The 26,781-nt window shown below is 69.6% G+C and carries 27 protein-coding genes, 2 tRNA genes and 1 pseudogene; 19 read left to right on the forward strand and 11 right to left on the reverse strand.

Going from position 1 to position 26,781, the window contains the following annotated elements:
* The first annotated feature begins 33 nt into the window (after positions 1-33).
* Positions 34-1,317, forward strand: a complete 1,284-nt coding sequence (locus tag IF64_RS0108830) for an ROK family transcriptional regulator (RefSeq protein ID WP_051757600.1) — start codon at positions 34-36, stop codon at positions 1,315-1,317.
* An 81-nt stretch (positions 1,318-1,398) separates the two neighbouring features.
* Here IF64_RS0108830 and IF64_RS0108835 read toward each other — a convergent pair.
* Positions 1,399-1,471: transfer RNA gene (locus tag IF64_RS0108835), tRNA-Arg, on the reverse strand.
* A gap of 159 nt (positions 1,472-1,630) precedes the next feature.
* Between IF64_RS0108835 and IF64_RS0108840 the strand changes: the two genes are divergently transcribed.
* From IF64_RS0108840 to IF64_RS25340, 8 genes are all read left to right on the forward strand, one after another.
* The gene (locus IF64_RS0108840; RefSeq protein ID WP_030531551.1) at positions 1,631-2,281 is read left to right on the forward strand and encodes a response regulator; all 651 of its coding nucleotides are present in this window, start codon (positions 1,631-1,633) and stop codon (positions 2,279-2,281) included.
* Positions 2,282-2,385: 104 nt separating this feature from the next.
* The gene (locus IF64_RS0108845; RefSeq protein WP_030531552.1) at positions 2,386-3,075 is read left to right on the forward strand and encodes a response regulator transcription factor; all 690 of its coding nucleotides are present in this window, start codon (positions 2,386-2,388) and stop codon (positions 3,073-3,075) included.
* A complete protein-coding gene (locus tag IF64_RS0108850) occupies positions 3,072-4,487 on the forward strand; it encodes a sensor histidine kinase (protein ID WP_030531553.1) in 1,416 nt (471 codons plus the stop codon). Before IF64_RS0108845 ends, IF64_RS0108850 begins: the two co-directional genes overlap by 4 nt.
* 125 nt (positions 4,488-4,612) lie before the next feature.
* Positions 4,613-5,410: a DeoR/GlpR family DNA-binding transcription regulator gene (locus tag IF64_RS0108855; RefSeq protein WP_030531554.1), complete on the forward strand. Its 798-nt coding sequence runs from the start codon at positions 4,613-4,615 to the stop codon at positions 5,408-5,410.
* Positions 5,407-6,519, forward strand: a complete 1,113-nt coding sequence (gene galT / locus IF64_RS0108860) for a galactose-1-phosphate uridylyltransferase (protein WP_425468440.1) — start codon at positions 5,407-5,409, stop codon at positions 6,517-6,519. The genes IF64_RS0108855 and galT overlap by 4 nt, the downstream gene beginning before the upstream one ends.
* A gap of 117 nt (positions 6,520-6,636) precedes the next feature.
* Positions 6,637-8,241 (forward strand): S1C family serine protease, encoded by a 1,605-nt coding sequence (locus IF64_RS0108865; protein WP_084705745.1) that lies wholly within the window; start codon positions 6,637-6,639, stop codon positions 8,239-8,241.
* A gap of 202 nt (positions 8,242-8,443) precedes the next feature.
* The gene (locus tag IF64_RS0108870) at positions 8,444-8,944 is read left to right on the forward strand and encodes a MogA/MoaB family molybdenum cofactor biosynthesis protein (protein WP_030531557.1); all 501 of its coding nucleotides are present in this window, start codon (positions 8,444-8,446) and stop codon (positions 8,942-8,944) included.
* A gap of 19 nt (positions 8,945-8,963) precedes the next feature.
* A complete protein-coding gene (locus IF64_RS25340; protein WP_036876097.1) occupies positions 8,964-9,179 on the forward strand; it encodes a hypothetical protein in 216 nt (71 codons plus the stop codon).
* A gap of 9 nt (positions 9,180-9,188) precedes the next feature.
* Here IF64_RS25340 and mscL read toward each other — a convergent pair whose 3' ends face one another.
* Together mscL and IF64_RS0108885 are read right to left on the reverse strand one after the other, a co-directional pair.
* Positions 9,189-9,593, reverse strand: a complete 405-nt coding sequence (gene mscL, locus IF64_RS0108880; protein ID WP_030531558.1) for a large-conductance mechanosensitive channel protein MscL — start codon at positions 9,591-9,593, stop codon at positions 9,189-9,191.
* A 32-nt stretch (positions 9,594-9,625) separates the two neighbouring features.
* Positions 9,626-10,282, reverse strand: coding sequence for an SAF domain-containing protein (locus IF64_RS0108885; protein WP_051757604.1), 657 nt, complete (start codon positions 10,280-10,282; stop codon positions 9,626-9,628).
* 118 nt (positions 10,283-10,400) lie between these two features.
* On the opposite strand from IF64_RS0108885, the gene IF64_RS28125 reads away from it, so the two are divergent.
* Positions 10,401-10,631 carry a hypothetical protein gene (locus IF64_RS28125; RefSeq protein WP_342779971.1) on the forward strand — a complete coding sequence of 77 codons (231 nt, stop codon included), beginning with the start codon at positions 10,401-10,403 and terminating at the stop codon, positions 10,629-10,631.
* Positions 10,632-10,645: 14 nt separating this feature from the next.
* Here IF64_RS28125 and IF64_RS28130 read toward each other — a convergent pair.
* Together IF64_RS28130 and IF64_RS0108895 are read right to left on the reverse strand one after the other, a co-directional pair.
* Positions 10,646-10,846 (reverse strand): annotated as a pseudogene (locus IF64_RS28130) (FmdB family zinc ribbon protein); the annotation flags it as partial.
* Between the two features lie 76 nt (positions 10,847-10,922).
* Positions 10,923-11,552 (reverse strand): 5-formyltetrahydrofolate cyclo-ligase, encoded by a 630-nt coding sequence (locus tag IF64_RS0108895; RefSeq protein WP_051757605.1) that lies wholly within the window; start codon positions 11,550-11,552, stop codon positions 10,923-10,925.
* A 165-nt stretch (positions 11,553-11,717) separates the two neighbouring features.
* Between IF64_RS0108895 and IF64_RS0108900 the strand changes: the two genes are divergently transcribed.
* The 7 genes from IF64_RS0108900 to IF64_RS0108930 all read left to right on the forward strand — a co-directional run bounded on the left by IF64_RS0108900 (position 11,718) and on the right by IF64_RS0108930 (position 17,903).
* Positions 11,718-12,620: a UTP--glucose-1-phosphate uridylyltransferase gene (locus IF64_RS0108900; RefSeq protein ID WP_030531562.1), complete on the forward strand. Its 903-nt coding sequence runs from the start codon at positions 11,718-11,720 to the stop codon at positions 12,618-12,620.
* Positions 12,620-13,903, forward strand: coding sequence for a molybdotransferase-like divisome protein Glp (gene glp / locus IF64_RS0108905; RefSeq protein ID WP_030531563.1), 1,284 nt, complete (start codon positions 12,620-12,622; stop codon positions 13,901-13,903). The genes IF64_RS0108900 and glp overlap by 1 nt, the downstream gene beginning before the upstream one ends.
* A 16-nt stretch (positions 13,904-13,919) precedes the next feature.
* Positions 13,920-14,597, forward strand: a complete 678-nt coding sequence (locus IF64_RS0108910; protein WP_051757608.1) for a GNAT family N-acetyltransferase — start codon at positions 13,920-13,922, stop codon at positions 14,595-14,597.
* A 202-nt stretch (positions 14,598-14,799) separates the two neighbouring features.
* On the forward strand, positions 14,800-15,789 hold the full coding sequence (gene sepX, locus IF64_RS0108915; RefSeq protein ID WP_030531565.1) for a divisome protein SepX/GlpR: 990 nt from the start codon (positions 14,800-14,802) through the stop codon (positions 15,787-15,789).
* Positions 15,790-15,861: 72 nt separating this feature from the next.
* Positions 15,862-15,934, forward strand: a tRNA-Ala gene (locus IF64_RS0108920).
* Between the two features lie 368 nt (positions 15,935-16,302).
* Positions 16,303-16,629, forward strand: a complete 327-nt coding sequence (locus IF64_RS0108925; protein WP_030531566.1) for a hypothetical protein — start codon at positions 16,303-16,305, stop codon at positions 16,627-16,629.
* 35 nt (positions 16,630-16,664) lie between these two features.
* Positions 16,665-17,903: a peptidoglycan-binding protein gene (locus tag IF64_RS0108930; protein WP_051757611.1), complete on the forward strand. Its 1,239-nt coding sequence runs from the start codon at positions 16,665-16,667 to the stop codon at positions 17,901-17,903.
* A 104-nt stretch (positions 17,904-18,007) separates the two neighbouring features.
* Here the strand turns inward: IF64_RS0108930 and IF64_RS0108935 are convergent, their stop codons facing one another.
* Positions 18,008-18,412, reverse strand: a complete 405-nt coding sequence (locus IF64_RS0108935) for a hypothetical protein (protein WP_030531568.1) — start codon at positions 18,410-18,412, stop codon at positions 18,008-18,010.
* A 165-nt stretch (positions 18,413-18,577) separates the two neighbouring features.
* Between IF64_RS0108935 and IF64_RS25995 the strand changes: the two genes are divergently transcribed.
* On the forward strand, positions 18,578-19,147 hold the full coding sequence (locus IF64_RS25995; RefSeq protein WP_084705747.1) for a GNAT family N-acetyltransferase: 570 nt from the start codon (positions 18,578-18,580) through the stop codon (positions 19,145-19,147).
* A gap of 196 nt (positions 19,148-19,343) precedes the next feature.
* On the opposite strand, the gene IF64_RS0108945 is transcribed toward IF64_RS25995, so the two are convergent.
* Positions 19,344-20,087, reverse strand: a complete 744-nt coding sequence (locus IF64_RS0108945; protein ID WP_084705748.1) for a TetR/AcrR family transcriptional regulator — start codon at positions 20,085-20,087, stop codon at positions 19,344-19,346.
* Between the two features lie 81 nt (positions 20,088-20,168).
* Between IF64_RS0108945 and IF64_RS27660 the strand changes: the two genes are divergently transcribed.
* Positions 20,169-22,415, forward strand: a complete 2,247-nt coding sequence (locus tag IF64_RS27660) for an alpha/beta fold hydrolase (protein WP_211252550.1) — start codon at positions 20,169-20,171, stop codon at positions 22,413-22,415.
* Positions 22,416-22,514: 99 nt separating this feature from the next.
* On the opposite strand, the gene IF64_RS0108960 is transcribed toward IF64_RS27660, so the two are convergent.
* From IF64_RS0108960 to rpiA, 4 genes are all read right to left on the reverse strand, one after another.
* A complete protein-coding gene (locus IF64_RS0108960) occupies positions 22,515-24,023 on the reverse strand; it encodes an SLC13 family permease (protein WP_030531571.1) in 1,509 nt (502 codons plus the stop codon).
* Positions 24,024-24,418: 395 nt separating this feature from the next.
* On the reverse strand, positions 24,419-25,147 hold the full coding sequence (locus tag IF64_RS0108965; RefSeq protein ID WP_030531572.1) for an MIP/aquaporin family protein: 729 nt from the start codon (positions 25,145-25,147) through the stop codon (positions 24,419-24,421).
* 121 nt (positions 25,148-25,268) lie between these two features.
* Positions 25,269-26,021 (reverse strand): SDR family NAD(P)-dependent oxidoreductase, encoded by a 753-nt coding sequence (locus IF64_RS0108970; protein WP_030531573.1) that lies wholly within the window; start codon positions 26,019-26,021, stop codon positions 25,269-25,271.
* Positions 26,018-26,779 carry a ribose-5-phosphate isomerase RpiA gene (gene rpiA, locus IF64_RS0108975; protein WP_030531574.1) on the reverse strand — a complete coding sequence of 254 codons (762 nt, stop codon included), beginning with the start codon at positions 26,777-26,779 and terminating at the stop codon, positions 26,018-26,020. Before rpiA ends, IF64_RS0108970 begins: the two co-directional genes overlap by 4 nt.
* Positions 26,780-26,781 lie beyond the last annotated feature (2 nt).

The following is a 26,781-nucleotide window of genomic DNA, read 5'->3' on the forward strand; positions in this document are numbered from 1 at the left end:
TTTGATATTCATCCTTATTCGAGAGGGGAAGCGGTGGGCGAGGCCAACGGGGCTCCGAAGGAGCGCGGGCCCAGTGCTGTCGGCGGCGATCAGGCTGCCGTGCGACGTGGCAACCTGGCCCGGGTGCTCGGGGAGATCCGGCAGCCGGGCACGCACTCCCGCGCGGCCGTCGCGGCACGGACCGGGCTGACGAAGGCGACGGTCTCCAGCCTGGTCACCGAGCTCATCGAGCGACGCCTCGTGCGGGAGAGCGGCAGGCAACAGGCGGGCAACGTCGGGCGGCCGGGACGGCTCCTGGAACTGGACGGCGGGTCGGTGGCGGCCCTCGGCCTGGAGGTCAACGCGAACTACCTCGCCGTCCGCGGGGTCGACCTGGCCGAACGTGTGCTGGTGGAGCGTCGGGTCGCCTTCGACGGGGCGGCGACGGATGCCTCGGAGCCCGTGGGGGAGTTGGCCCGGCTCGCCGAGGACGCGATCGCGCAGGTGCGGGGAGCAGGCGCGCTGCTCGCCGGTGTCGGGGTTGCCGTGCCGGGCCTGGTCGACGTGCCGACCGGCACGGTGCGCTACGCGCCGAACCTGTTGTGGCAGGACGTGCCGATCGCCGAGTGGCTTCGCCGTCGTCTCGACCTCGGCGCCGACGTCACGGTCGCCGTCGACAACGAGGCCAACCTTGCGGCGGTGGCCGAGTTCGGCAGCGAGGCCAACACCGCGTCCAACCTCGTCTACCTCACCGGCGAGACCGGCGTCGGTGCCGGTCTGATCAGCGACGGCCGTCTCCTGCGTGGATCGGACGGATTCAGCGGGGAGATCGGGCACATCCCGGTCGACCCGTCGGGGGCACGGTGCGGATGCGGGCAGGTCGGCTGCCTGGAGACCAGGATCGGCCTGGTCGCCGCCGTGCGGACGGCGGCGCCGGACCTGGCGGGGACCGCTCTCGACCCGGAGGAACTCGCGCAGGCGCTGCTGGAGCGGGCGGAGGCTGGTGAGCCGCGGGCGCTGGCCGGACTCGACGAGATCGGCCGTTGGCTCGGGGTCGGGATCTCCATCGCGGTCAACCTGCTCAACCCGGAGAAGGTCGTGCTCGGCGGCTACTTCGCGACGGTCTCGCCCTACGTCGTACCGACCGCGATGCGGGAGCTCCGCAGCCGTGCCGTGGCGGGACAGGCCGCGATCTGCCCCATCACCGCGTCCGCATTCGGGTTCACCGCGGCCGCACGTGGGGGTACCGGCGTGATCGCCGAGGAGGTGTTCCGCGACCCCTGGCGGGCTCCCCTCGGGGCCGAGGTCTCTCCGGCGCGTTCCGAGGACACCGCCTGATCGAACTCCCGGCGGGTGGCGACTCGTGCGGCCCGAGCTTTCCGGCAATCACCGGAATACTGTCGTGGCCTGGAAAAACTGCGCCCCCGGCAGGATTCGAACCTGCGACACCGGCTTTAGGAGAGCCGTGCTCTATCCCCTGAGCTACGAGGGCCTTCGCGACGGAGTCTAACCGTAGCCGGGTGAATGTTCGTAAGTGGACCATACACACGCGAACGATCACTTACTCTTGTCCGAACTACCCCCCGGTAGCACCTGTCTCCGACGGCGTAGAACCTTGTCCATCCCGTTCCCCCCTCCGGGAGGCAAACCGTTGATCACAGTCATGCTGGCCGACGACGAGGAGCTCGTGCGCCAAGGCCTGCGCGCGATGCTGTCCGCGGCGCCCGACATCGAGGTCGTCGGCGAGGCCGCCGACGGAAGATCGGCGGTCGAGACGGCGAGACGTCTGCGGCCCCAGGTCGCCCTGCTCGACATCAAGATGCGCCAGCCGGACGACGGCATCCGTGCGCTCCGCGCGATGCAGGGGCTGCCCGAACCTCCCCGCATGGCCATGCTCACCACCTTCGACGTCGACGAGTACGTGAGCCTCGCCCTGCGCTTCGGCGCCAACGGATTCCTGCTCAAGGACATCGAACCCGGCGTGCTCGTCCGTGCCGTGCGTGACCTCTCCCGTGGCGGTGCGGTCCTCGACCCCAGCGTGGCCGCCCGCATGGTCAACGCCCAGCGCGACGAGGCTCGCGCCGCCGCGCCGGCCCGCCGGCTGCTCGCCTCCCTGTCGGAACGCGAACGCGAGGTCGTCACGCTGATCGGCCAGGGCATGTCGAACGCCGAGATCGGCAGCAAACTGCACCTGTCCGAGGCCACCGTGAAGGGCTACGTGTCCGCCGTGCTCTCGAAGATCGGTGCCGCCAACCGCGTGCAGGCCGCACTCCTGGCCTACCGCGGCGGGCTCGTGGACTGAGGAGAGCCGCGCCTGCGTGACCGGCCCGCGACGTGACCGGGCCGACACCCGCGTGGGCACGGTCGTTCAGGTGTGTCTCAGGCATACCCGACACACTGGTTGCCATGCGCATACTCGTTGTCGACGACGACCGGGCCGTGCGGGAGTCGCTCCGGCGTTCCCTCGAGTTCAACGGCTATCAGGTCGACGTGGCCGGCGACGGTGCTCAGGCGCTCGACATGGTCGCCGCCGACCGCCCGGACGCGATGGTCCTCGACGTCATGATGCCCAGACTCGACGGACTCGAGGTCGCGCGCCGACTGCGCAGCACCGGCGACGACCTGCCCATCCTCGTGCTCACCGCGCGGGACGCCGTGTCCGACCGGGTCTCCGGGCTCGACGCGGGCGCCGACGACTACCTGCCCAAGCCCTTCGCGCTGGAGGAGCTGCTCGCCAGGCTGCGGGCGCTCCTCCGGCGAGCGGCCGCCGAGGCCGACCCCCAGGGCGCCGGTGCGCTCGTCTTCGCCGATCTCACCCTCGACCCCGACACGCGCGAGGTGCGGCGAGGTGAGCGCGACATCAGCCTGACGCGCACCGAGTTCACCCTCCTCGAACTGTTCATGACGTACCCGAAGCACGTGCTGACCCGCACTCGCATCCTCGAGGAGGTGTGGGGCTTCGACTTCCCCACCTCGGGCAACGCGCTCGAGGTGTACGTCGGTTACCTGCGCCGCAAGACCGAGGCCGAGGGCGAGCCGCGCCTGATCCACACGGTCCGCGGGGTGGGTTACGTCCTCAGGGAGACTCCGCCGTGACCGGACCCGTCCTCACCGGCGGATCCACCGACACCGGCACCGACCGTCCACCCCGGCGGATCTCGCTGCGCACCCGCGTCGTGCTGCTGGCCGCACTGTGCGTCGGCGGCACCGTCGCGCTCGTCTCGCTCGTCACCTACCTGACCGTGCGCGACAACATCTACGAGCAGTTCGACACCTCGCTCACCCAACGCGCCCACGCGGCCGCCGAGAGCGTGCCCGTCGTCTCCCGGTTCCAGAACCTCCCTTCGGCCATGCTCGCCAGCGGCGACATCCAGATCGGCCTGCTCGAATCCGGCGGTGGCATGGTCCTGCCGCAAGGCGGTCAGGAGCCGCCGTCGGGCAGGCCCGAAGCCGCGGTCGCGCAGGGCCAGGCCGAATGGTCGTTGCGCACCGACGAGGCGACCCACATGCGCGTCATCGCCGTCAGCTCGGGAGCAGGGCAGGCGCTCGTGCTGGCGCAATCGCTTGCCCAGACCGACCGAACCCTGCACGACCTCTCCCTGGTGCTGCTGTTCTTCGGCGGTATCGGGGTCGTCGTCGCGGTCGGTGCGGCCACCGCGGTCGCCCGCACCGCGCTCCGGCCCGTGCAACGGCTGACGTCCGCGACCGAACGGGTCGCGAGCACGATGGACCTGCGCCCGATTCCCGTCACCGGCGACGACGAACTGTCGCGGATGACCCAGAGCTTCAACACCATGCTCGCCGCGGTCGCCGAGTCGCAGGCGCAACAGAGCCAGCTGGTCGCCGACGCCGGGCACGAGCTGCGTACCCCGTTGACGTCGCTGCGGACCAACCTCGAGCTGCTGCTGTCGGCCAACAAGCGCGACGCACCGCCGCTCGACGAGCACGTACGCGCCGAGATCGAAAGCGACATCCGCGGCCAGCTCGACGAGCTCACCCAGCTCATCGGGGACCTGGTCGAACTGGCCAGGGATAGCGGTCCGCAGGAGATCGAGCGCGTCGAGCTCGTCGACGTGGTCGAACGCGCCCTCGACCGTGCCCGCCGCCGAGCGGGGGAGACCGAGTTCGCCGTGCACCTGGAGCCCTGGGAACTCACCGGCGACCCCGGCGTCCTGGAACGAGCCGTGCTCAATCTGCTCGACAACGCCGTGAAGTTCTCGCCACCCGGGTCGATCGTCGACGTGGCCCTTCGTCCGCTGGGAGACGGCACCGCCGTCGTCGAGGTCGCCGACCGTGGGCCCGGCATCGACCAGGAGGACCTGCCCAAGGTCTTCGATCGGTTCTACCGTTCGGCGGAGGCGAGGACCCTGCCCGGGTCCGGACTCGGCCTGGCGATCGTGCGGCAAGCGGCGCAACGGCACGGAGGCATCGCCTTCGCAGCGGCCCGAGAGGGTGGCGGCACCGTGATCACGATGCGCCTTCCCGGGACGGCGCCCGAACCGGGCTGACGTGGCGCTGACGTGGTGGTCCACGCGCGGGACGACCCCCGGGTTGTTCGATAATGTAGAATTTTGTGCAGTTAGGTTGATTTCCTGGGTATCGGCTCGCCCGGTGCCGGACGGCGGGAGACGAAGTGCTGGCGCGGCAGCGACAAGCGATCATCCTCGAGGAGGCGCGGCGTACCGGCGCGGTCCGAGTCAGTGACCTGGTCGAGCGACTCGGCGTCTCCGACATGACGATCCGCCGTGACCTCGACGTCCTCGCGGGCCGTGGCCTCGTCGAGAAGGTGTACGGCGGTGCGACGACGATCGGCGACCGCAGCACCGACGAACCGGGTTTCGAGGCGAAGTCCGTCCAGCAGCAGGAACACAAGGAAGCCATCGCCGCCCGAGCCGCCGAGCTCGTCAAACCCGGCAGCGCGATCGGCCTGTCGGCGGGCACGACCACCTGGACGTTCGCCCGCGCGCTCGCAGGGGTCGCCGACCTGACGGTGGTGACGAACTCGGTGCGCGTCGCCGACGTCCTGCACGAATCGCCGCAGCCCAATCGGACGGTGATCCTCACCGGTGGCGTGCGGACGCCCTCGGACGCGCTCGTCGGGCCGGTGGCCGTGCAGAGCCTGCGGAGTCTGCACCTGGACATGGTGTTCATGGGCGTGCACGGCATGGCCGACGGCCCCGGGTTCACGACGCCGAACCTCACCGAGGGGGAAACGGACCGCGCGCTCGTCGACGCCGCACGCAAGCTCGTCGTGTTGGCCGACCACACGAAGTGGGGCACGGTCGGGATCTCCACGATCGCCGATCTCGCCGACGCCAGCGTCGTCGTCTCCGACGACGAGCTTCCTGCCGATGCCCGCAGGACGCTGTCCGAGCACGTGGGCGGCCTGATGATCGCGGAGGTCCCGGCCCGCCGGGAGGAAGGCGAGTGAACAGTACGGTGCGCAAGACCTCGAATCGACTCGCGGACGGCCGGGAGATCGTCTACTTCGACGAGAACCCCGACGCTCCGGAACGCACGGCGCAGGACACGCGGGATCTTCCGCAGGTCTCGGCCGCCTCGGAGATCCGCCGCGACCCGCTCACCGGGGAATGGGTGGCGATGGCCGCCCACCGGCAGACCCGCACCTACAAACCGCCGGCAGACCTCTGCCCGCTGTGCCCGAGCGCACCCGGCAAACCCAGCGAGGTTCCGGAGAGCGACTACGACGTGGTCGTGTTCGAGAACCGCTTCCCCTCGTTCGCGCAGGGCGTTCCGGACGCGCCACCCGCGACGATCGACGAGGCGGGGATCGTGCCCGTCGCGCCGGGCAAGGGCCGCTGCGAGGTCGTCTGCTTCACCAGCGACCACGGCGGTTCGTTCGGGCAGCTCAGCCCCACGCGCGTGCGCACGGTCGTCGACGCGTGGGCCGACCGGACCGCGGCGCTGTCGGCTACCGACGGCGTGCGCCAGGTGTTCCCGTTCGAGAACCGCGGCGAGGAGATCGGGGTGACCCTGTCGCACCCGCACGGTCAGATCTACGGCTACCCGTTCGTCACGCCGCGCACCGAGCGCATGCTGCAGACCGCAGCCGCCTACCGGGAGCAGCACGGCAGGCACGTACTGGGTGACGTCCTCGCCGCCGAACGCGCTTCGGGCGAGCGGGTCGTCGCCGAGGGCGAGCACTGGACGGCGTTCGTGCCGCCCGCAGCCCGGTGGCCCGTGCAGGTGCAGGTCGTGCCGCACCGGCAGGTCGCGGACCTGACCGAGCTCACCGACGCCGAACGGGACGACTTCGCACGCGTCTACCTGACGGTGCTCGGCCAGTGCGACGCGCTCTACGACCGGCCGCTGCCCTACGTCGCCGGCTGGTACCAGGCGCCGTCGGACACCGACCGCGAGCTGTCCTGGTTGCACCTGGAGCTGCTGTCGGTGCTGCGCTCGGCCGACAAGCTGAAGTACCTGGCCGGCTCGGAATCGGGCATGGCGGTGTGGATCAACGACTCCACCCCCGAGCAGATCGCCGAGCGTCTGCGCACATCCGGTCGACAGGCGGTGTGAGCTGCGACGATCCCGGCTTTCGGCCGGCCGCGCACGCTGGGAACTCTGCGGGGAATCACATGTCTTCCCACAGGTGCGTTTCAGCGAGTTCTCAGGCCCATGGCTCATCATGAGGACATGAGCGAGAACGACCCCACCTTCGCGGACAACTCCCAGACTCCGTCGTCGGGCTTTCCCGCCCAGAACAGACCGGAGCAGGAGCAGGGCGCGTCCGGTGCGGCGCCCAGCCCGTGGTCGGCGGAGGGCGCCGCGCAAGCGCAGCAGCCCGCGCAGACCTTCGAGGGCGGGCACGCTCAGGACCCGGCGCAGGCCCATGACGCTGCGCAAGCGCATGATCCTGCGCAGCAGGGCGGCGCGCAGTCGCAGGCGAGTGGACAGGTCCCGCAGGATGATCAGCAACAACCCGCGCAGGCCTACGCGGCGCAGTCCCACGCCGGTCATTCCGGGGCTCCATCGCACTCGGAGCAAGCGCAGTACGGCAGTGGGTATGCGGGGCAAACGGGCCATCCTCAGCACGGCGAGCAGGGAACCAACCCGTACGCCGCACCCGGTCAGCAGACCTACCCCGGTGGTTACGGGACCCTCGGCGGACAACCGGGCGGTCAGATGGCCCCGGTCCAGGAGGGCCCGGCCCCGCGGAACGGGCGCGGTGGCGCCTCCAAGCTCATGGTGGGAGTGGCGGTACTGGCCCTGCTCGTGGGCGGCGGTGCCGGCGCGGTCGGGGGTTACCTCGCCGCGGACAGTTCGACCGGGACCACCGTCAACTCGCTCGACCAGGAACGGCCCGCCAGGCAGACCGGCAACGCCGAGGACGGCACCGCCGAGGCGGTCGCACAGAAGGTCAGCCCGAGCGTGGTCCAGCTCAAGACCGTCAGCAGCCAGGGGGCCGGCGAGGGATCCGGCTTCATCATCAGCGATGACGGCTACGTGCTGACCAACAACCACGTGATCGCGGGCGCCGCCGAGGGCGGTCAGATCCAGGTGGTGTTCAACGACGGTCAGACGGCCAATGCGTCGGTCGTCGGCCGCGACCCGACGACCGACATCGCGGTCGTGAAGGCCGAAGGCGCGAGCAATCTGCCCGCCGTCGAACTCGGCCGGTCCGACGACCTCCGGGTCGGACAGCAGGTCGTGGCGATCGGCTCGCCGTACGAGCTGGCCGGCACGGTGACCTCCGGCATCGTCAGCTCGCTGCACCGGCCGGTGTCGGCAGGCGGCGGTGGCGACCAGACCACCGTGATGGACGCGATCCAGACCGACGCCGCCATCAACCCGGGTAACTCGGGTGGTCCGCTCGTGAACATGAAGGGCCAGATCATCGGGATCAACTCGGCGATCTACAGCCCGTCCTCGGGGATGAGCCAGCAGGAGGCCGGCAACGTCGGTATCGGCTTCGCGATCCCGATCGACCAGGCGCGGCGCACGGCCGACGACATCATCGAGGACGGCCATGCGACACAGACCTTCATCGGTGCCACGGTCGGCAACGCCAGGCAGGGCGGCGCGGCCATCGCCGACGTCGAGGCCGACAGCCCGGCCGACAAGGCGGGTCTCAAGGGGGGCGACGTCGTGGTCAAGATCGGCGACCGCAACGTCGACGACTCGGACACGCTGGTCGCGGCGATCCGCACCAGGGCTCCGGGGGAGAAGGTCACGTTGACGCTCGAAGGCGGGCGCACCGTCGATGTGACGCTCGGCGGCCAGCCGGTCGATCCGAACTGATGACGCTCGGCCGCGGATCGCGGCCGAGACCAACCACCGCTCGAGGCGGCACGTGCCGTGCCGCGGAGGGTGTGGGACCACGCGCGAGCCGGTTTCCTCTTCCGTCCGGCTCGCGCGTGGTCGTGTGACGGCCCGCAGACGCAGCCGGAACGCGGAGTGAGGCTTACGCGGATCCGGCGAACCGACCACTACGGTAGGAGTCATGGAACGGAGTGCACAGCGGCTGGGCCGCGCTCTCGTGGTCGTGGTCGACGACCGCACCGCCCAAGGCGAGACCGACGACTCGATCGGCCCGCTCGTCACCGAACTGCTCGAGGAGGCCGGATTCATCGTCGACGGCTCGGTCGTCGTCCGTGCCGACATCGTCGAGATCCGCAATGCGCTCAACACCGCCGTGATCGGTGGTGTGGACCTCGTGCTGACGGTCGGGGGAACGGGCGTGTCGCCACGCGACGTGACGCCCGACGCCACCTCCGGCGTGCTCGATCGGCCGGTGCCGGGCATCGCCGAGGCGCTCCGGTCCTCGGGGCTGGCGGCGGGGGCCGTCGACGCAGGCGTGTCCCGTGGCCTCGTGGGCCTGTCCGGCAGCACGCTCGTGGTGAACCTCGCGGGCTCGCGGCCCGCGGTGCGCGACGGCATGGCGACGTTGTCGACCCTGCTGCCGTACGTGATCGGTGAGCTGTCCGGCCTGGACGGCGACTGAGACCGGTGGGCCGGCTGCGATGACCGAACCGGACGGGCGCGAAGGTGCCGACCAGGAATCAGGCGGTGCAGAACACCGGCGCGCTGCGCCGTCGCCTGCGCTTCGGCGCAAACTCGCCGAGGTGTTCGGTGACGTGCTTCCCGAGACCACGTCGGACGAGTGGGACCCGCGTCGCGGTTCCGGCTCGTCCGACGACTGGTACCGGGAGAACCGGCCGCCGCATCACGACCGGTGAAGCGCAGGATCAGCTGCGGTCGCCGACCTGACGCTCCCGAAGCAGGTCGCGGATCTCCGTGAGCAGCTCGGTGTCGGTGGGAGCCACTTCCTCCTCCTGACCGCGCTTGCGACGTTCCTGGAGCTTCTGGAACGGCAGCACCACCAGGAAGTAGACGACAGCCGCGATGATCACGAAATTGACCGCGGCGTTGATGACACTTCCGAAGTCGAGGAACGTGCTTCCGTTCTCCGACAGAACCCGGAAGCCCAGTCCCTGAGCCGCGTCGCTCCCGCCGATCGCGTTGATCAACGGCTGGATCAGACTTTCGGTGAACGCCGTGACAATCGCGGTGAAGGCGGTACCGATGACGACTGCGACGGCAAGCTCGACGATGTTGCCGCGCATCAGGAATTCCTTGAAACCCTTCAGCACGCTCCGCTCCCTTCCACATTGGACTTGAATGGCTACCGGAGCGTAACCGTCACGGGGCGGGACAACGACATCGCGGCGAGGTGTGCCGCGGGGCCCGGTTTCGCGGCGACGAGCACGAGTGGGCCCGCGCCGTTCGCCGTCCTCGCGGCGCCTTCTCCGGAGTCGGACGCGATGACCGACAACACGGGAACGTCGCTGGCCAGGACCTGTTCACCGCCGTGATCGGACGCATCCGGGCCGAGAGCGACGATGTCCACTCGGGACCCCGAATGCAACAGGGGAGCGATGTCCGCATCGCCCAGTCGGACCGGGACCGTGACCGTTCCCGCAGGCGTCGGCGCGAGGTCGGCGAGGCGGGAATCCGTGACAGGTTCACCCTGCCGAGCGACACCCACAAGGCGCTGGCCAGCGATTTTGTCCGGTTCCGCGATGGCGCCGTGCGGGCGGGCGGACGCGGGGAGTTCGACCGTGCGCACGTCGGCCGCCTTGAGCGTCGTGCCGAGTGCGACGTCTCGCGCGAATACCAGAGTCGGGCGGGTGGCGCCGTCCCCTGCGGTGGCGGGGTGGGCGGCCAGGACGGCCGCGAGGAGAAGAAGTGCGACGGCGACCAGTCTGCGCAGCGCCGGAAGTGGCCGCGCTCGAAGGGCCGCCGCCCATCGCGTCCCTATGCGCGTGACGTTCGTGGTCATCCACGCCCCCAGGTTCGTATCGGGCCGGGGCGGGTTCGCCTCGGCCCGATCGAAGCTAGGAGGTCGTCAACGCGGTCGGAAAGACCCGATTCGCGAGCCTGTGGACAACCGGGTCGTTGTGGACAACTCGGCTCAGCTGGCCGCCGGCGTCGACGCGGACGTGGAGGATGAGGAGGACGAACTCGACGAGTTCGACGACGACGTCGACGCGCTCGAGGAAGAGCTGGACGAATCCGAGCTGGAGGAGGTGCCCGATGACGAGTCGGAGCCGGACGAACCGCTGGACGACGCCGACGTGGTCGACGAGCTGCTCGAGCCGTTGCTCCCGGAACGGGAGTCGGTGCGGTAGAAGCCGCTCCCCTTGAAGATCACACCCACGGCTCCGTACAGCTTGCGCAGAACGCCCTGGCATTCGGGGCATTCGGTCAAGCTGTCGTCGGAGAACGACTGGACCACCTCGAACTGGTGGCTGCACTGCTTGCAGGCGTACTGATAGGTCGGCACAGGTGCTCCTTCAGGCGTTGGCACTCGACTCCTAAGAGTGCTAACGAGATTGTGCGGCATGACATTCCGCGGAGGCAATCAGGCCCAGGTCACACCGGAGACAGCCGACCGCGAAGCCCTCAAGTCACAGGCGTCGTCAGGCTGTGCCTGCGAGGGGAACCACGCCGTTTCCGGGGGTCAGCGCCGCCGACATGCGCACGTCGTGCGGCTCGGCGGGCAGGCGCTCCACGAGTTCGTCGTCCCGTACCACGGCGATCAGCCTGGCGTCATCACGGGCGAACACCAGCGATCGGTCGTAGTACCCGGCGCCTCTGCCGAGGCGGGCGCCGTGCCGGTCGACGGCGAGCGCGGGCACGAAGACGATCGCCGCGTCGCCGATCGCCTCGGCGCCGAGTCGCGGGCCACCGGGTTCGAGCACGCCGCGGTACGGCCCGGGAACGAGGCTCGACGTCCCGGTGTACTCGGACCAGTCCAGTGGTGCGCGTTCGTCCGGGATGACCGGCAGGAGCACGCGGGCGCCGGCCTCGCGCAGCACGTCGAGCACGCCGATCGAGCCGGGTTCGGTGCCGAACGGTACGTAGCAGCAGACCGTCGGCGCGTTCAGGTCGCCGACGAGCTCCCGGACGCTCGTGGTCAGCGCGTTCGCCTCGCTGACCTGCTGCTGGGCCGACACCGCCGCGCGTCCGGCCCCGATCCGCCGTCGCCACGCGGCCTTGTTGAGGTCGTCGGTCGAGCCGGAGCCGGTGTGCGGGTGCGATGCGTTCACGGCCGTCCTTTCCCAGGGCAGGTCCGGTATCGGTGCGGATGCCGGACTCGGCGGCGGTCGAGCGTCACGCGTACGGGAGTCTCACGCGAACGTCCGGTTGCCACCCGTCGTTATCAGCCTGTCATTGTCGGCCTGAATCGCTCGTTCAGGCTAGAGTTTGCGGCCATGACGGGTCCCATGAGTAACACCGCGTTCCGCACGGCCATCGTTCCCGCCGCGGGCCTCGGGACCAGATTCCTGCCGGCGACCAAGGCCGTCCCGAAGGAACTGCTGCCCGTGGTGGACACGCCGGGTATCGAGTTGGTCGCAGGTGAAGCGGCCGAATCCGGTGCCCAGCGCATGATCGTCGTGACCTCGCCGGACAAGCAGGCGGTGGTCGACTACTTCCGTTCCCGCCCCGAGCTCGAGCAGACCCTCGAGGCCAAGGGCAAGACCGCGTTGCTGGAGAAGGTGCGTAGGGCGCCGGGGCTGCTCGACGTCGAGGTCGCGATCCAGGAGGAGGCCCTCGGCCTCGGCCACGCGGTCGCGCAGGCGGCTCCGGCGCTGACCGATGACGACGACGCCGTGGCAGTGTTGTTGCCCGACGACCTCGTGTTGCCTTCGGGCGTGCTCAGCAAGATGGCAGAGGTGCGCGCCCGGTTCGGTGGAAGCGTGCTCTGTGCCTTCGACATCCCGAAGGAGCAGATCTCGCCGTACGGCGTGTTCGACGTGACCGACACCGACGACGGCGACGTCAAGCGGGTGCACGGCATGGTCGAGAAGCCGGCGCCGGAGGACGCGCCCTCGACCTACGCGGCGGCCGGTCGCTACCTGCTCGACCGAGCCATCTTCGACGCGCTCGACCGCATCGGCCCGGGCAGCGGGGGTGAGTTGCAGCTCACCGACGCGGTCGCCCTGCTGATCGAGGAAGGGCACCCTGTGCACATCGTGGTGCACCGCGGTGGCAGGCACGACCTGGGCAATCCGGGTGGCTTCCTGCGTGCCGCGGTGGACTTCGCCCTGCAGGACGCCGACTATGGCCCTGCGCTGCGTGACTGGCTGAAGGAACGAATCGAGACCGTCGACTGATGAGCGAACCCGAGCCGACCACCACGGTGACCGCCGTGCCGGACGTCCCTGCCGAGGAGTTCGTGCCGGTCGCCGAGCAGCTGAACCGGGTTCTGCACGCCGCAGTGCGGCCGAACCCGGTGCGTGTCGCGATCTCCGAGGCGCAGGGCCTGCCGTGTGCCGAGGAAGTGGTGGCCGAACAGGCCCTGCCCGGCTTCGACCAGGCCGCCGTCGACGGCTACGCCGTGCGGAGCGTCGACGTGCGTACCGCGGGCGAGGAACCCGTGCAGCTGCCGGTGGTCGGCGAGATCCAGGCCGGGTCCCGGCAGCCGCGGAGGCTGCAACCGGGCCAGGCCGTGCGGGTGGCCACGGGCGCCCCGCTGCCGACGCTGGCCGATGCGGTCGTGCCGACCGCGTTCACCGACGGCCACCAGGCGAAGGTGACGGTCCAGCGGTCCGTGCCGTCGGCCGGGTACGTGCGGCGGACGGGTGAGGACGTCCAGATCGGGGACGTCGCCGTGCGTGAGGGCGACACGATCGGCTCCGCTCAGGTTGGTCTGCTCGCGGCCGTGGGCAGGTCGAAGGTGCTCGTGTACCCGCGGCCGAGGGTGTCGATCATCTCGGTGGGTGACGAGCTGGTGGACGTCGACCGCACGCCGTCGGTCGGTCAGGTCTACGACGTCAACTCCTACGCGCTGGCCGCTGCGGCCAGGGACGCGGGAGCCGAGGTCAGCAGGGTCGGCATCGTCCCGCTCGACCCGCGGCGCCTGCGCGAGACGGTCGAGGGCAGGCTGCTGATGTCCGAGGTGGTCGTCGTCGCGGGCGGTGCCGGCGGTTCCACGGGTGCCGAGGTGCAGGCGGCGCTGTCGGACCTCGGTGAGCTCGACGTGCGCCGCATCGCCATGCATCCCGGATCGGTGCAGGGTTTCGGCAGGCTGGGCCCCGACGCCGTGCCGACCTTCCTGCTGCCAGCGAATCCGATGAGCGCGCTGGTCGTGTTCGAGGTGATGATCCGGCCCCTGATCCGCGCGGCGCGGGGCACGAAGAACCCGCACCGCAGGGCGGTCGACGCGCGCCTGCTGTCCCCGTTGGCCTCGACGTCGGGACGGGTCGGCTATCTGCGTGGCCGGCTGCTGCGCGACGAGACCAACGGCGAGTACCTGGTGCAGCCGCTCGGGACGTCGGGCGCTCACCTGCTCGCATCGTTGGCCGAGGCGAACTGCCTGATCAACGTCGACGAGCACGTCACCGAACTGCCGGCAGGTGAGCAGGTGAAGGTCACCTTCCTGGCCCAGCGCGCCTGACCGGATCGTCGGGTCGATGTCGCAGCGGCGCTGGGAATCGGACGGCGGCGGTGCGCAGCACCCGGGTTGGCCCGCGCGGCCCGATCCGCTGCGGGTCGACGGTTCCGTCGTGGCGCTGCGTCCGGTGCGGTGGCGCGACGCGGGCGCGTGGAGCCGCATCCGGCTACGGGACCGTGACTACCTCGAACGGTGGGAACCGACGTCGTCGGGCACCTGGGAGGAGCGCAACTCCGCGTGGGCATGGCCGTCGCAATGCCTGTCCCTGCGGTCGCTGGCCAGGCGTGGGCAGTGTCTGCCGTTCGTGATCACCGTCGACGGTGCGTTGGCGGGGCAGATCACCGTCGGCAACATCGTTCGGGCGGCGTTGCGTTCGGCCTGGGTCGGGTACTGGGTCGCCTCCGACCTCACGGGCCGCGGTGTCGCGACGGCGGCACTCGCGATGATCACCGACCACGCTTTCGGGCCGGGACAGTTGCATCGGCTCGAGGCGACCGTACGGCCGGAGAACACGGCCAGCATCCGCGTGCTCACGAAGGCCGGTTTCCGCCGGGAGGGCCTGTTCGAGCGATATCTCAACGTCGCAGGTTCCTGGCGGGATCACGTGGCGTTCGCCGTGACCGCCGAGGAAACCGGCCCCGGCCTCGTGGAACGACTCGTTTCCGCAGGTGCCGCGGCATACCTCCATTCGAGTTAGCCGAGCGCACTGCTGCTACCTGATCCGGTGACAGCAATCAAAGTTCGGTACGGCGCGTCTCCAGGTTTTCTGTTACTCGTGTGACTAACGTGGTGATTTGTCAGCGTGGAGACATAGAGCTTCGCGGGCGCCGGGAGTGGGGCGGCTCGAGGGCCGCTGCGGGGCAACGCGGACGACCAGCAGGTCGGGGAGGTGACGGGAGATGCCAAGCTCGTTGATCATTATCGGGCTCGCCGCGGCGTGGCTTGTCGTTCTCGTTCCCATGGTGGCGCGCAAGCGTCAGGAGGTCACACAGACCAGCGATTCCGCGTTGGCGGGTCGAATCGTGCGGAGCGGTACGCGAGGCAACGGGCGGAGGGATGTCGCCGTGTCCGGAGATGCGAACACACGTGAGGGCCGCGTCGAGGACGCCGACGCTCGCGACGACTACGACTACGACTACGACATGGACGACATGGACCCGGACATGGACGCCGACTACGAGGCCGACTACGCCGACGACCGTGTCGACCACCGTGTCGACCAGGCCGAGGCCGATTACGACGACGCCGGTGACGTGGCCGACGGTGCTCCTGTCGACGACCGCGACGTCCGCGACGACCGAGACGTCGACGACGCCGAACCGGTCCAGCGTCGCTACCGACCCGGCCGCGGTGGTTTCGACCCGGAGGCCGCGGAGATCACCGCGCGGGCCAAGTACGCCTACCGCCAGCGTGTCGTGTTGATCCTGCTCATCGCGGCCGTGGCGAGCGCGATCGTCGCCGCCGTCGTGGCGCCGATGCTGTGGTGGCTGCACGGTGCCGTCGACGTGGCGCTCGTCGGGTACCTCGGCTACCTGCGTCGTCAGGTGCGCATCGAGGAGGAGATTCGTCAGCGCAGGATGGCGCGGTACGCCGGGGGCGGGCGTCGGCCACGGCGTGCTCCCGAGCCCGAGCGGTACGCCGACTCCGAGTACGACCTCGACGACGAGTACGCCTACGACGAGCGCTTCCATGACGAGGACTCCGCGGTGGACCCTCGACCGGCGCGCAGGCCCGGACAGTCCGGCCCGCAGCTGGTGAGCGTCGAGCACCGCCGCGCACCGCGGCCGCCGCGCAACACGGTCGTCGTCGACATCGACGACGAGGACCCCGCGTTCCACGAACTCGGCGATCCTGGCGAACTGCCGTACCGCCGAGCCGTCGGCGAGTAGGGACCCCCCTGCTCCATGGGCTCAGCGGCCTTGCTAAGCTCATGGAGCTTCCTTAAAGGGGAGGCACCCTCCGGGGCTGTAGCGCAGTTGGTAGCGCGTCTCGTTCGCATCGAGAAGGTCAGGGGTTCGATTCCCCTCAGCTCCACGTACAGACGGCGAGTGCTCGTTAAGGGCACTCGCCGTTTTGCGTTCCGCAGGGATGTCGCAACACCCGGCGAATCCACGGCGGTCCTCTTTCGGCCGGGAGTGGTCTCGTCGACCCTGCAAGCCCTGGGCCCGCCGCCCTGCTCCAAAGGACCGGACCTCTCGCCGATCGGCGGTCGGGGACCAGGTCGCTGTCCCTCATCACCCGGACGGTGCGGGAACCGGCCAGGTCCCGGGCGCGTCCGAGTGGTGTTCCGGAGCCATTTTCGCGGAAACGGGCATGCGGACGTCCGCGAGAACGGAAACTGGAGCGCGGGAACCGCTAATCTGCAACAGCAGGGCGCCTGGATCGACGCTGAGGGGAAACAGATGAGCCGCCAATTCGACCCGGATCACATCGACGAACTGGCCAAGAAGGTCACGCAGCTCAAAGACGTCTGCATCGGCGCGCGTGGCGAACTGGGCGAGGGCGACTCCGACTCCGACTCCGGCGGCGCGTTCGGCTCCCTCAAGAACGCCGCCAGCGCAGGCGAGACGATCAACGGGTTCTACGGCAAAGTCAACGCCGAGCTGAAGGCCGCCGAGAACCTCGTCGACTCGGCCTCGCTCGCGCTGACCGAGGCGGCGCTGCGCATGCGCAACGACGAGGCCGAGGGCGTGCGCACCTTCGGTGGCGGCAGCCCCGAGCAGGCTTGATCGGAATTCGTGACGGAAGCCCAGGGGAACAACCGATGCCAACCGTAGAGAACCCGTCGACACTCGACGACCCTTCGCTCGACCGGCCGAAGGCCATGGACGACATCGACCGGCACGCGGAGCAGGCGAAACAGCTCAAATCCGGTGCCGTGAACCAACAGGCCAAGAAGATCGGCGGTGCGGGCGCCACCGCAGGCAACGTCGGCGACGATCTCAAGGCCTTCCGCGAGGACGTCCTGCGCGGCTGGGACGGCAAGGACGCCGAAGCCGTCGCCGAACACCTCAGCCAGCTCAGCAAGGCCAGTTACAAGGTCAGCGACAAGGCCGAGGCCGCGAGGAAGGCGCTCGCCGGCGTGTCCGAGATCCTCGCGGACGTCAAGCGCAAGGTCGCCCAGCTCGCTCAGGAGGCGGGGGAGAAGGACGCGGAGAACCGCAAGCTCATCTCCGCCGCCCGCGACCGCAAGAACAGCTCCGACGACGAGAACGACATCTCGTCGGCCGCCGAGGAGATCGAACGGCTCCGGAACCTCAACGAGCGGGACGCCAACGGCAAGAAGGAAGACATCAAACGGCTGCTCGACAACGCCGAGTCCGAGATCGACGAGCTCCTCAAACCGCTGGGCCTCGAGATCGAGGGCGGGTTCGTCGAACTCCTGCCCGCCGACTCCGGCGCGGCGTCCACGTCGGCCTCGAACGCCTCACCCGCACCGATCAACATGGCCGGCGGCGACGCACCCGCGGTGAGCAGCGGCGGAGGCGGCGGCAGTGCCGGTGGCGGCGGTGGAGCCGACTACGCCGCGTCCGGTGTCGCGCCGGGTGGGGGAACGCCGGGCAAGGTCAACGTCACCGGCGACAACCCGGCCGCGATCGCCGAGAGCGTCATGGGCAAGTCGGCCGCGCAGCTCATCGCCAGCGGCGAGCTGCCGATGAACAACGTGCCGACCAACGTGTGCTGCGCCAACTTCGTCACGGCCTGTCTGGAGAAGGCAGGCTGGATCGACTGGCACAGCGACAGCGTGTCCGACATGGCCGCCAAGCTGAAGGCGGACGGCTGGCAGTCGGTGCCGGTGTCCGAGGCGCCACCGGGCAGTGTCGTCATCTCCAACGACGGTGGACACACCGTGATGGTCGGCGACGGCGACCCGCCGTTCATCGGCTCCAACAACATCAACCCGGACGGTTCGCAGAGCATCAGCGCGGGCGGCGAGAGCGGCATGGTCGAGGTGCTCGCGCCGCCACCGGGACTGGTGGAACAGACGATGGGTAAGAACTAACCCGGTTCGCGACGCCCGGGTGCGGCCCACGCCGCGCCCGGGCACTGTCGTGTCGGCGGGCAGGTCGTGTCGGCGGACAGGTCGCGTCGGTGGGCAGGCGCGAGTCAGCCGGCTGAGGAGCCGAACAGCTCAGGCGGCACGGAGTGCTCCGCGGCCCAGTTCGCCCAGGCGACGTCGGTGGGCCCGATCGCACACTCGCGCAGCTCCCAGCCAGAGTTCTGCCCGTCCGGCGCCTTGACCAGCGCCACGTAGAGGTCGGACAGCTGGCCGTTCGCCGCCTGCCGCTCGAAGGCGGTGCCCGCGAAGTCCGGGCGGCCACCGTCGGGGTCGCGCATCGTGCCGAACAGCACGATCCACTGGCCGAGGCGGTCGAGCCGATCGACCGCCACCTCGACGCGATCGCCGACAGCCTGCTCCAGCGGAGCGACCGCGGTCCGGAGCGCCGGGACGCGGGCCGGGCTGTCGAGGCCGAGCGGGCGCGGGCCGGATTCTGTGGGCGGTGTGGTCATCGAACTGCCTTCCGACTGCCGGCCGCCGTTTCGGCCGACTTCTGACGCCGATCATGCTACCGCGGCGGCCCCGCCGCGTCCTGACTTCGCGCAACCCGCCGGACACGCCCCTGGCGTGAGGTGCCGGTCGCCGGTGCCGCGGAGGGCGGCGCATAGGGTCGAGCCATGGCTATGTCGGTGCGTGTCGCGGCCACGGAGGACCGGCCTGCGATCCTGTCGCTGTTGCGGTCCTCGCACGAGGACGCCGTTGCCGAGCAGGACCGCGGTGAACAGGGTTTCGTCGAAGGCGACTGGGACGAGTCGGCACTCGCCGAGTTGTCCGGCGGGCCGGGGATCTTCCTGGCCGAGGACGACGACACCGTCGTGGCGGCCGTGCTCACCGTCGACGGCGGCGACCCGGAGCGCTTCACGGGCCCAGCCCGTCGCGCCCTGGCCATGACCAAGAGCCTCGAGGGGCCCGTGCTGCTCTACGGACCCGTCGTCGTCGACCCGGGTTTCCGCGGTCGCGGCATCATCCGGACCCTGCTGTCGGGCATGGCGTTGATGCTCGGTGACCGCTACCCGACCGCGGCACTCTTCGTCGACAACACCAACGAACGCGCACTGCAGGTCCACCGTGGACTCGGCATGCGTAAGCACGGACGCTTCACACTCGACGACCGCTCCTACACGGTGTTCACCTTCGCACCGTCGGACTTCCACCCGAGACCGGCGAAGAAGCCGAAGAAGAAGTGATCCGGCGGTTGCGGATCTCCGGGGTGCTGGGCGAGTAGTCGCCACACGGGCCCCGAATCCGCAACACGAGCCCCTGGGGCCGCAACACGCGCACCTGGGGCCGCAACACGCGCACCTGAGCGCGCAACACGGGCTCCCGGGGGCGCAACACGCGCACCTGAGCGCGCAACACGGGCTCCCGGGGGCGCAACACGGGTCACGTCCGGGGACGTGGTCTGCGTCCGCGGCGGACGTCGATGGGCCGGTGGGTGTCCGCTGCGAGGGCGGGCATGGGTGCGGCGTCGGCGCGACTCGCGGCCCACTCGAGGATTCTCCGCGTCGCCTCCCGGGCCTTCTCCGGATCGTCGCCGAGTCCGATCAGGAGGTTCTCCGCGTGCGGGGCGAGGACCGTGGTGACCCCGTGGCCTTCCGTGCCGAAGAAGCCCGACATCTCCAACAGCACGAAACCGTGGATCGTGCTCCAGAACTGTCCGGCGATGGCGGTGGCGTCGTCCCCGTGGATGCGTCCGGCGTCGAGGGCGCGCTGCACGGCCTCCCGCAGCTGATCGAACGTCGCCGTCGCCTCGGCGAGGCCGCTGGGCGCGCCACCCGCGGTGAGGTCCTGTGCCACCAGGGCGCCGCTACCGAGGCCGGTCACGCCGAACATCAGGCGGTACCGCTGCGGGCTCGCCAGCGCGAACTCCCGGTAGGCGACGCCGAGCGCGAGCAGGTCGACCACGGGGTCGTCGGTGCGTTCCACCGCCGTCAGTGCCTCGCCGAACCGGATGAACGTCTGCCGCACGAGCGCCTCGTACAGACCGGCCATCCCGCCGAAATGCGTGTAGACGGTCGTCGTCGAGGCGCCGATCTCGGCCGCGAGCTTGCGCGCGTTGAGCGCCTCGGCCCCCTCCGTCTCGATCACCCGGAGTCCGGCTTCGATCAACCGTTCTTTCGTGCTCATGGTGGCCAAGTCTGTCGTAACTATGTTACACCTAGCAATGTAACAATGTTACGCACGTCGTGACCAGCAAGGAGGCTTGTCATGCGGACCCACGGTGAACACGCGGTCGTCCTCGGCGCCGGAATGGGCGGACTGCTCGTGGCCCGGGTGCTGTCGGAGCACTACGCGGCGGTGACGGTGCTCGATCGGGACGAGCTACCCGGCGAAGTGCACCCGCGACGCGGCGTCCCCCAGGGCGCGCACGGGCACACGCTGCTGCCCAGGGGTGGACAACTGATCGACCGGTTCTTCCCGGGGCTGCTCGCCGACCTCACCCGGCGCGGCGTACCCGTGGTCCGGGACTACCCCGACGAGATCCGGTTCGAGGTGGTGGGACATCACCTCCGCGGTGTCGCGCCGGGGCCAGGGGCGGAGATCCACGTTCCCAGCCGTCCGATGCTGGAGCAGCGCGTGCGCGAACACCTGACGCGACTGTCCAACGTGGAGGTCGTCGACCGTTGTGCCGTGGACGGACTCCGGTTCGACCGGGGACGCGTGACGGGGGTGCGGGCGACGTCGGCCGACGGCCAGTTGCACCTCGACGCCGACCTCGTCGTGGACGCACTGGGCCGTGGGGCGCGCACCCCGGCGTGGCTGGCGGAACTCGGCTATGCGCGGCCGGATGAGGACACGATCAAGGTCCGGGGCGCCTACACGAGCCTGCAGATGCGGATCGATCCCGGCGCGCTGACCGAGAAGATGGTGCTCATCAGCGCCACGCCGGCGCGGCCGAAGGGCATGGCGTTGTTCCGGCACGAGGACGCGATGTGGGACGTCTCGGTGTTCGGTGTGGGCGGGCGGAAACCGCCGTCGGAGCTCGCGGGAATGCTCGAGTTCGTCGCCGACGTCGCTCCGCCGCACGTGCTCGATGCGCTCACCGCGGGGGAGCCGTTGAGCGAGCCGGAATCGCGGACGTTTCCGACCAGCCGCTGGCGTCGCTACGACCGCATGCGCACCTTCCCCGAAGGACTGCTCGTGCTGGGCGATGCGGTGTGCAGCCTCAATCCGACGTACGGACAGGGCATGACGGTGGCCGCGATGCAGGCCGATGCGCTCGCCGCCACGCTGCGCGAGGGGACACACGACCTGCCGCGCCGATACTTCCGTGCGGCCGCCGGGCCGATCCGGGACACCTGGAACCTTGCCGCCGTGGCCGATCGCGCGATCCTCGGGAAGCAGACCGGGCCGCTCCCGTTGGCGATCCGTACGCTGGCCCCGTTCGGCGACACGTTCTTCGGTGCGGTCTCGCGCGACATCGCACTGCAAGCCAGGTTCCTGGAGGTATTCACGCTGTCCGCGCCACCGACGTCGTTGCTCACTCCGGGCACGGCGTTGCGGATGGTGCGTCCGCTGGTCCGGAACGGCAGAAGCCGCACCGAGGTGCCGTCCGACGAGGGGATCGCACCGCCCGACATCCCCGGTGTGCGGCGGCGGTTCGTCACAGCACGTGGGGTGCGGTTCCACGTCACCGAATCCGGTTCCGGAGTACCGGTGCTCGCCCTGCACGGGTGGCCGCAGCACCACTACGCCTACCGCGACCTGCTGGCGCACCCACCGCCCGGAATGCGCATCATCGCGCCTGATCTTCCGGGCTACGGCTGGTCGGGTCCCGCGCCGCACCGCTGGGCCAAGGAGGATGTCGCACGCGATGTGCTCGCGTTGCTCGACGAGCTCGGCATCGACCGGGTACTGCTGGCCGGGCATGACTGGGGTGGCTGGATCGGCCACCTGCTGACACTGCTTGCTCCCGAACGGGTGGCCGGGTTCCTGGCGTTGAACATCGCGCATCCCTGGCAGTCGCCGTCCGGCATGCGCAGGCACCTGTGGCGGTTCGCGTACCAGCCGGTGGTCGCCTTCGGTGGGGTACTTCTCCACCGTCGCACGGCGTTCGTCCGTACGTTGCTGCGGCGCGCCGGGGTGCCCGCGGCGGCGGCACGGGTCTACGCCGACGGACTTCGCGGTTTGGACAACGCCCGTGCCGCGGTCGACACGTACCGCACGTTCCTGCTACGCGAGGTGCCCGCCATGGCGCGGCGTCCGGAGCGGCGGAGGGCCACGGTGCCGATCCGTGCGCTGTTCGGCATCGACGATCCGGCGATCCACCCGTCGTTGGCCTCCGCCGCGACGGCCCGTGCCGACGACTACACCCTCGAACGCGTTGCCCACTGTGGTCACTTCATCACCGACGAACGTCCGGACCTGGTTCGCGCACGACTGCTCGACCTGGCGGCCGTAGTTCGAGGCCACCGCGGAGGCCGGGTGACGACTCCCGGTCCACCGGCGTGGTGATGTCCGCAGTCGTCTCCGTGGGGCCGTGCGGCCGGGGCCCATCGCACGGGGCCATCGCACAGGCCACCGTACGGGGCCGCACGGCCCCACGGAGCGCGATCAGAGGCTGATGCCGAGGACCCAGCCGCCGAGGGTGTAGACCCCCAGCGTCACGAGCACGATGGCGACGACGTTCAGCCAGAACCCGCCCCTGATCATCTGCCCCATGGTGACGTGGCCGGAGCCGAAGACGATGGCGTTCGGGGGAGTCGCCACCGGCAGCATGAACGCACACGTCGCGGCAAGCGCTGCCGGTACGACCAGCAGCATGATGTCCATGCCGAGGCCTGCGGCCACCGCCCCGAAGATGGGGACGAAGATGCTGGCCATCGCGGTGTTGCTCGCCAGCTCCGTCAGCAACAGCACGATCAGCACGGCGACGGCGACGAACAGGATCGTCGGGAGTACGTCGAGGTTCGTGACCTGTTCACCGAGCCACCCGGCGAATCCCGTTTCCTCGAACTGCTTCGACAACGCGAGACCGCCGCCGAACAACAGCAGGATGCCCCACGGCAGTTGCTTGGCGGTGTCCCAATCCATCGTTCGCACGCCCTTGCGGGCGGGGAGGATGAACAGCAGCACCGAGATCAGCATCGCGATCACGCTGTCCTGGGCGTAGGCGAGCCAGCCGATGGCGGCGTCGCCCATGATCTCCTCGTCGGCGAGCAACGGCGGGACGATCCACGCCACCGCGGCGCCGATGAACACGCCGAGGGCGTTCTTCTCACCGCGGGACATCGGGCCGAGTTCGTCCAGCTGCTGGCGGATGAGTTCGCGGCCACCCGGCAGCTCGGTGAGCTTCGGCCGGAAGATCACCTTGGCCAGCAACACCCAGGCGATCACCAGGAACACGATCGCGATGGGCAGGCCGAACAACATCCACTCGCCGAACCCGATGTTGATGCCCTGTTCGCTGAGGTAGCCGACGAGCACGGCGTTCGGCGGGGTGCCGATGATCGTGCTCAGCGAACCGATCGAGGCGGAGTAGGCGATACCCAGCATCAGCGCTGTTGCGAAGTTCGGGTCCCCTTTGCCGTTGCCCAGTTGCAGCACCAGGCCCAGCACCGACACTCCGACCGGCAGCATCATCACCGCGGTCGCGGTGTTGCTGACCCACATGCTCAGGAACGCGGTGGCGATCATGAAGCCCGCGATCAGCCGCACCGGGCTGGTGCCCACCAACAACACCGTGCGCAACGCGAACCGCTTGTGCAGGCCCCACCGCTGCATGGCCAGTCCGAGAATGAACCCGCCCATGAACAGGAAGATGATGTCGCTCGCGTACGGCGCGGTCACGTCGCCGATCTCCGCGACCCCGAACAACGGGAACAGCACCAGCGGCAACAGTGCGGTCGCCGCGAGCGGGATCGCCTCGGTGACCCACCAGGTCGCCATCACGATCGCGATTGCCGCTGCCGCTTTGCCGTCCGCAGACAACGTGTTCGGCAGCAGGACGTACAGCAGCGCGGCGAGTACCGGGCCGAGTCCCAGTCCGATCCAGCGCCTTCTGCTGGTGCCGGCGTCCGTTTCGCCGGTAGCGGCCGTGGCTTCACTGCCAACCTGTGACATCACACACCTCCTGAGTCGGTGCGCGAATCTACCGTGGAGTGCAACCTTTATGTCCCATTGCTGCCACTTTGATGTGGACGACCCGGTGTGCACCAGTCACATGCCCGCCGACGACGCACTCTGTTCTCGAGGCGTCACTCATGGTTGTGGTCGCATCGGCCGGTGCGCAGACCGTCGACGTCACCCCGGGCGCGTACCGCAGAACCTTCCGTCCGTGTCCGTGTCCGTGTCCGTGTCCGTGTCCGTGTCCGTGACCGTGACCGTACGGCCGGCGCTACCGCGGTGGTGCCACGCCGTTGTGCCGGAAGCGGCGCGCCCGGACGCGGCAGGCCGGGCACGCGAACGAGCCCGCCGTCGGCGGGCTCGGGACAGCGGAGCCGCAGGGCGTCTGGGTCCTAGGTGACGACGGGCGTGACGTGGAACAGGAGGCCCGCCATGGCACCGCCGATCAGCGGTCCGACGACCGGAATCCAGCTGTACGACCAGTCCGCGCCCTGACGGCGTCCCATCGGCAGCAACGCATAGACGATGCGCGGCCCGAGGTCACGTGCCGGATTGATGGCGTAACCGGTCGGGCCGCCGAGCGATGCGCCGATTCCGACGACCAGCAACGCGACCGCCAGCGGGCCGAGACCCGTCGGGGTGTTGCCGAACACCAGCACCACGTACACGAGGACGAACGTGCCGATGGCCTCGGTCACCACGTTCCAGTTCGGCGTGCGCAGCGCGGGACCGGTGGCGAACACGCCCAAAGTGCCCGAGTGGTCCTCCTCCGCGTCGAAGTGCTTCTTGTACGCCAGATACACCAGCACGGCTCCGAGCATGGCGCCCAGCAGCTGCCCGGCGACGTACACCAGCGCGTGCCACGGCGTTGCTGCGATGCCCGGCGCGAACTCGTTGCCCGCGATCCAGATGCCGGCCGTCACCGCGGGGTTGAGGTGTCCACCGGAGTACGCCGCGGCGTACACACCGGCGAACACCGCCAGACCCCAACCGAAGTTGATCAGCAGCCATCCGCCGCCGTAGCCCTTCGTCGTGGCGAGGCCGACATTCGCACCGACACCGCAACCCAGGAGGACGAGCAGTGCCGTCCCCATGGTCTCGGAAAAGAGGACACTCCCCATTGAGACTCCTTCAAGCCGGAAAAGAGCGCGCGACACCGCCGCGCATCGGGTGCCGATGCGCGTGCCGGGCGCTGTGGAAAGGAAAGTCAGGCGGCAGGAACGCGCGCCAGGGAAAGCGGGATCACCAGACGGTGTAGCCGCCGTCGACGACGAGATCGGTTCCGGTGCAGAAACTGCTGGCGTCCGAGGCCAGGAACGTCACGGCCGGGGCGATCTCCCGCGGTTCCGCCACGCGGCCCATCGGCGTGCCCTCGATCCACGCCGTACGCCATTCCTCGTTGTTCATACCGCGTTTGGTCAGTTCGGTGCCGACATATCCCGGTGAGACCGAGTTGACCCGGACGCCGCGATGCGACCATTCGCCGGCAAGCGATTTGGTCAGATGAACCACGGCAGCCTTCGCCGCGTTGTACGCCGACTGCGGCTGCGGGCGGTTGGCGATGTGCCCGCTCATGCTTCCGGTGTTGATGATGCTGCCGGATCCCTGCGCCAACATGCGCCTGCCTTCGGCGCGGCACGAGTAGAACACGCCGTCGAGGTTCACCGACATGACGCGGCGCCAGTCCTCGTCGCTCAGGTCCTCGCTCGGGTGGTTGTGCACGATGCCCGCGTTGTTGACCGCGACGTCGAGCGAACCGGCGGTGGCGACGACGTGCTCGACGGCGGCGTCGATGCTGGCCGAATCGGTCACGTCGGCCGCGACGAACTCCGCGCCCAGGTCCTTGGCGGTGGCCTCACCGATCTCGGCGTTGCGGTCACACACGAACACGCGGGCCCCGGCCTCGACGAGCCCCTGCGCGATCGCGGCGCCGATTCCCTGCGCGCCACCGGTCACCAGTGCGGTCCTGCCCTCGAGCGTGTACGGGTTCGTCATTTCGCCTCCCTGTTGATCGTCGACGGGCGCGCCGACGGTGCGGTGCTGACATCGCGGATCTCGTGCTCGCCGGACGAGAAGCCGATCACCATCTCGTCGGCGATTCCGGTGAACAGGCCGTTCTCCACGACTCCCGGGATCCAGTTGAGCTGCCCGTCCAACGCGACGGGGTCGAGGATCTTCTGCAGGTGCGCGTCGATGATGTAGTTGCCGCTGTCGGTCACCACCGGCTCGTCGCCGCGGGTGCGCAGCGGAAGCTCCGGATCCCGGTAACCGAGCTTGTCGAGCAGCCGGGCGACCGACCGCCGCGTCGATTCCCACGAGAACGGCACGACCTCGATGGGGAGTGGGAACGCGCCCAGCGTGTCGACCACTTTGGACTCATCGACGACGGCGACCATCCGGTCCGAGGCATCCGCGACGATCCGCTCCCACAGCAGGCACGCGCCGCCGCCCTTGATCATCGCTCCGTCGTGGTCGATCTCGTCCGCGCCGTCGATGGTCAGGTCGAGTCGTTCGACGTCGGCCAACGTCGTCAACGGCACACCCACCTCGAGGGCCAGATCCTTGGTCGACGTCGACGTCGGCACGCCGACGACGTCCAGCCCGTCGGAGACGGCCTCACCCAGCTTGCGGACGAACCAATGCGACGTCGTGCCCGAACCGAGGCCGAGCCTCATGCCGTCGGAGACGTAGGCGTCGATGGCGGCCGTGCCCGAGACCACCTTGGCAACGTCCTGGGAAGTACGTGGTTCCATGG

The organism is Prauserella rugosa (assembly GCF_000719975.1).
GTDB lineage: Bacteria > Actinomycetota > Actinomycetes > Mycobacteriales > Pseudonocardiaceae > Prauserella > Prauserella rugosa.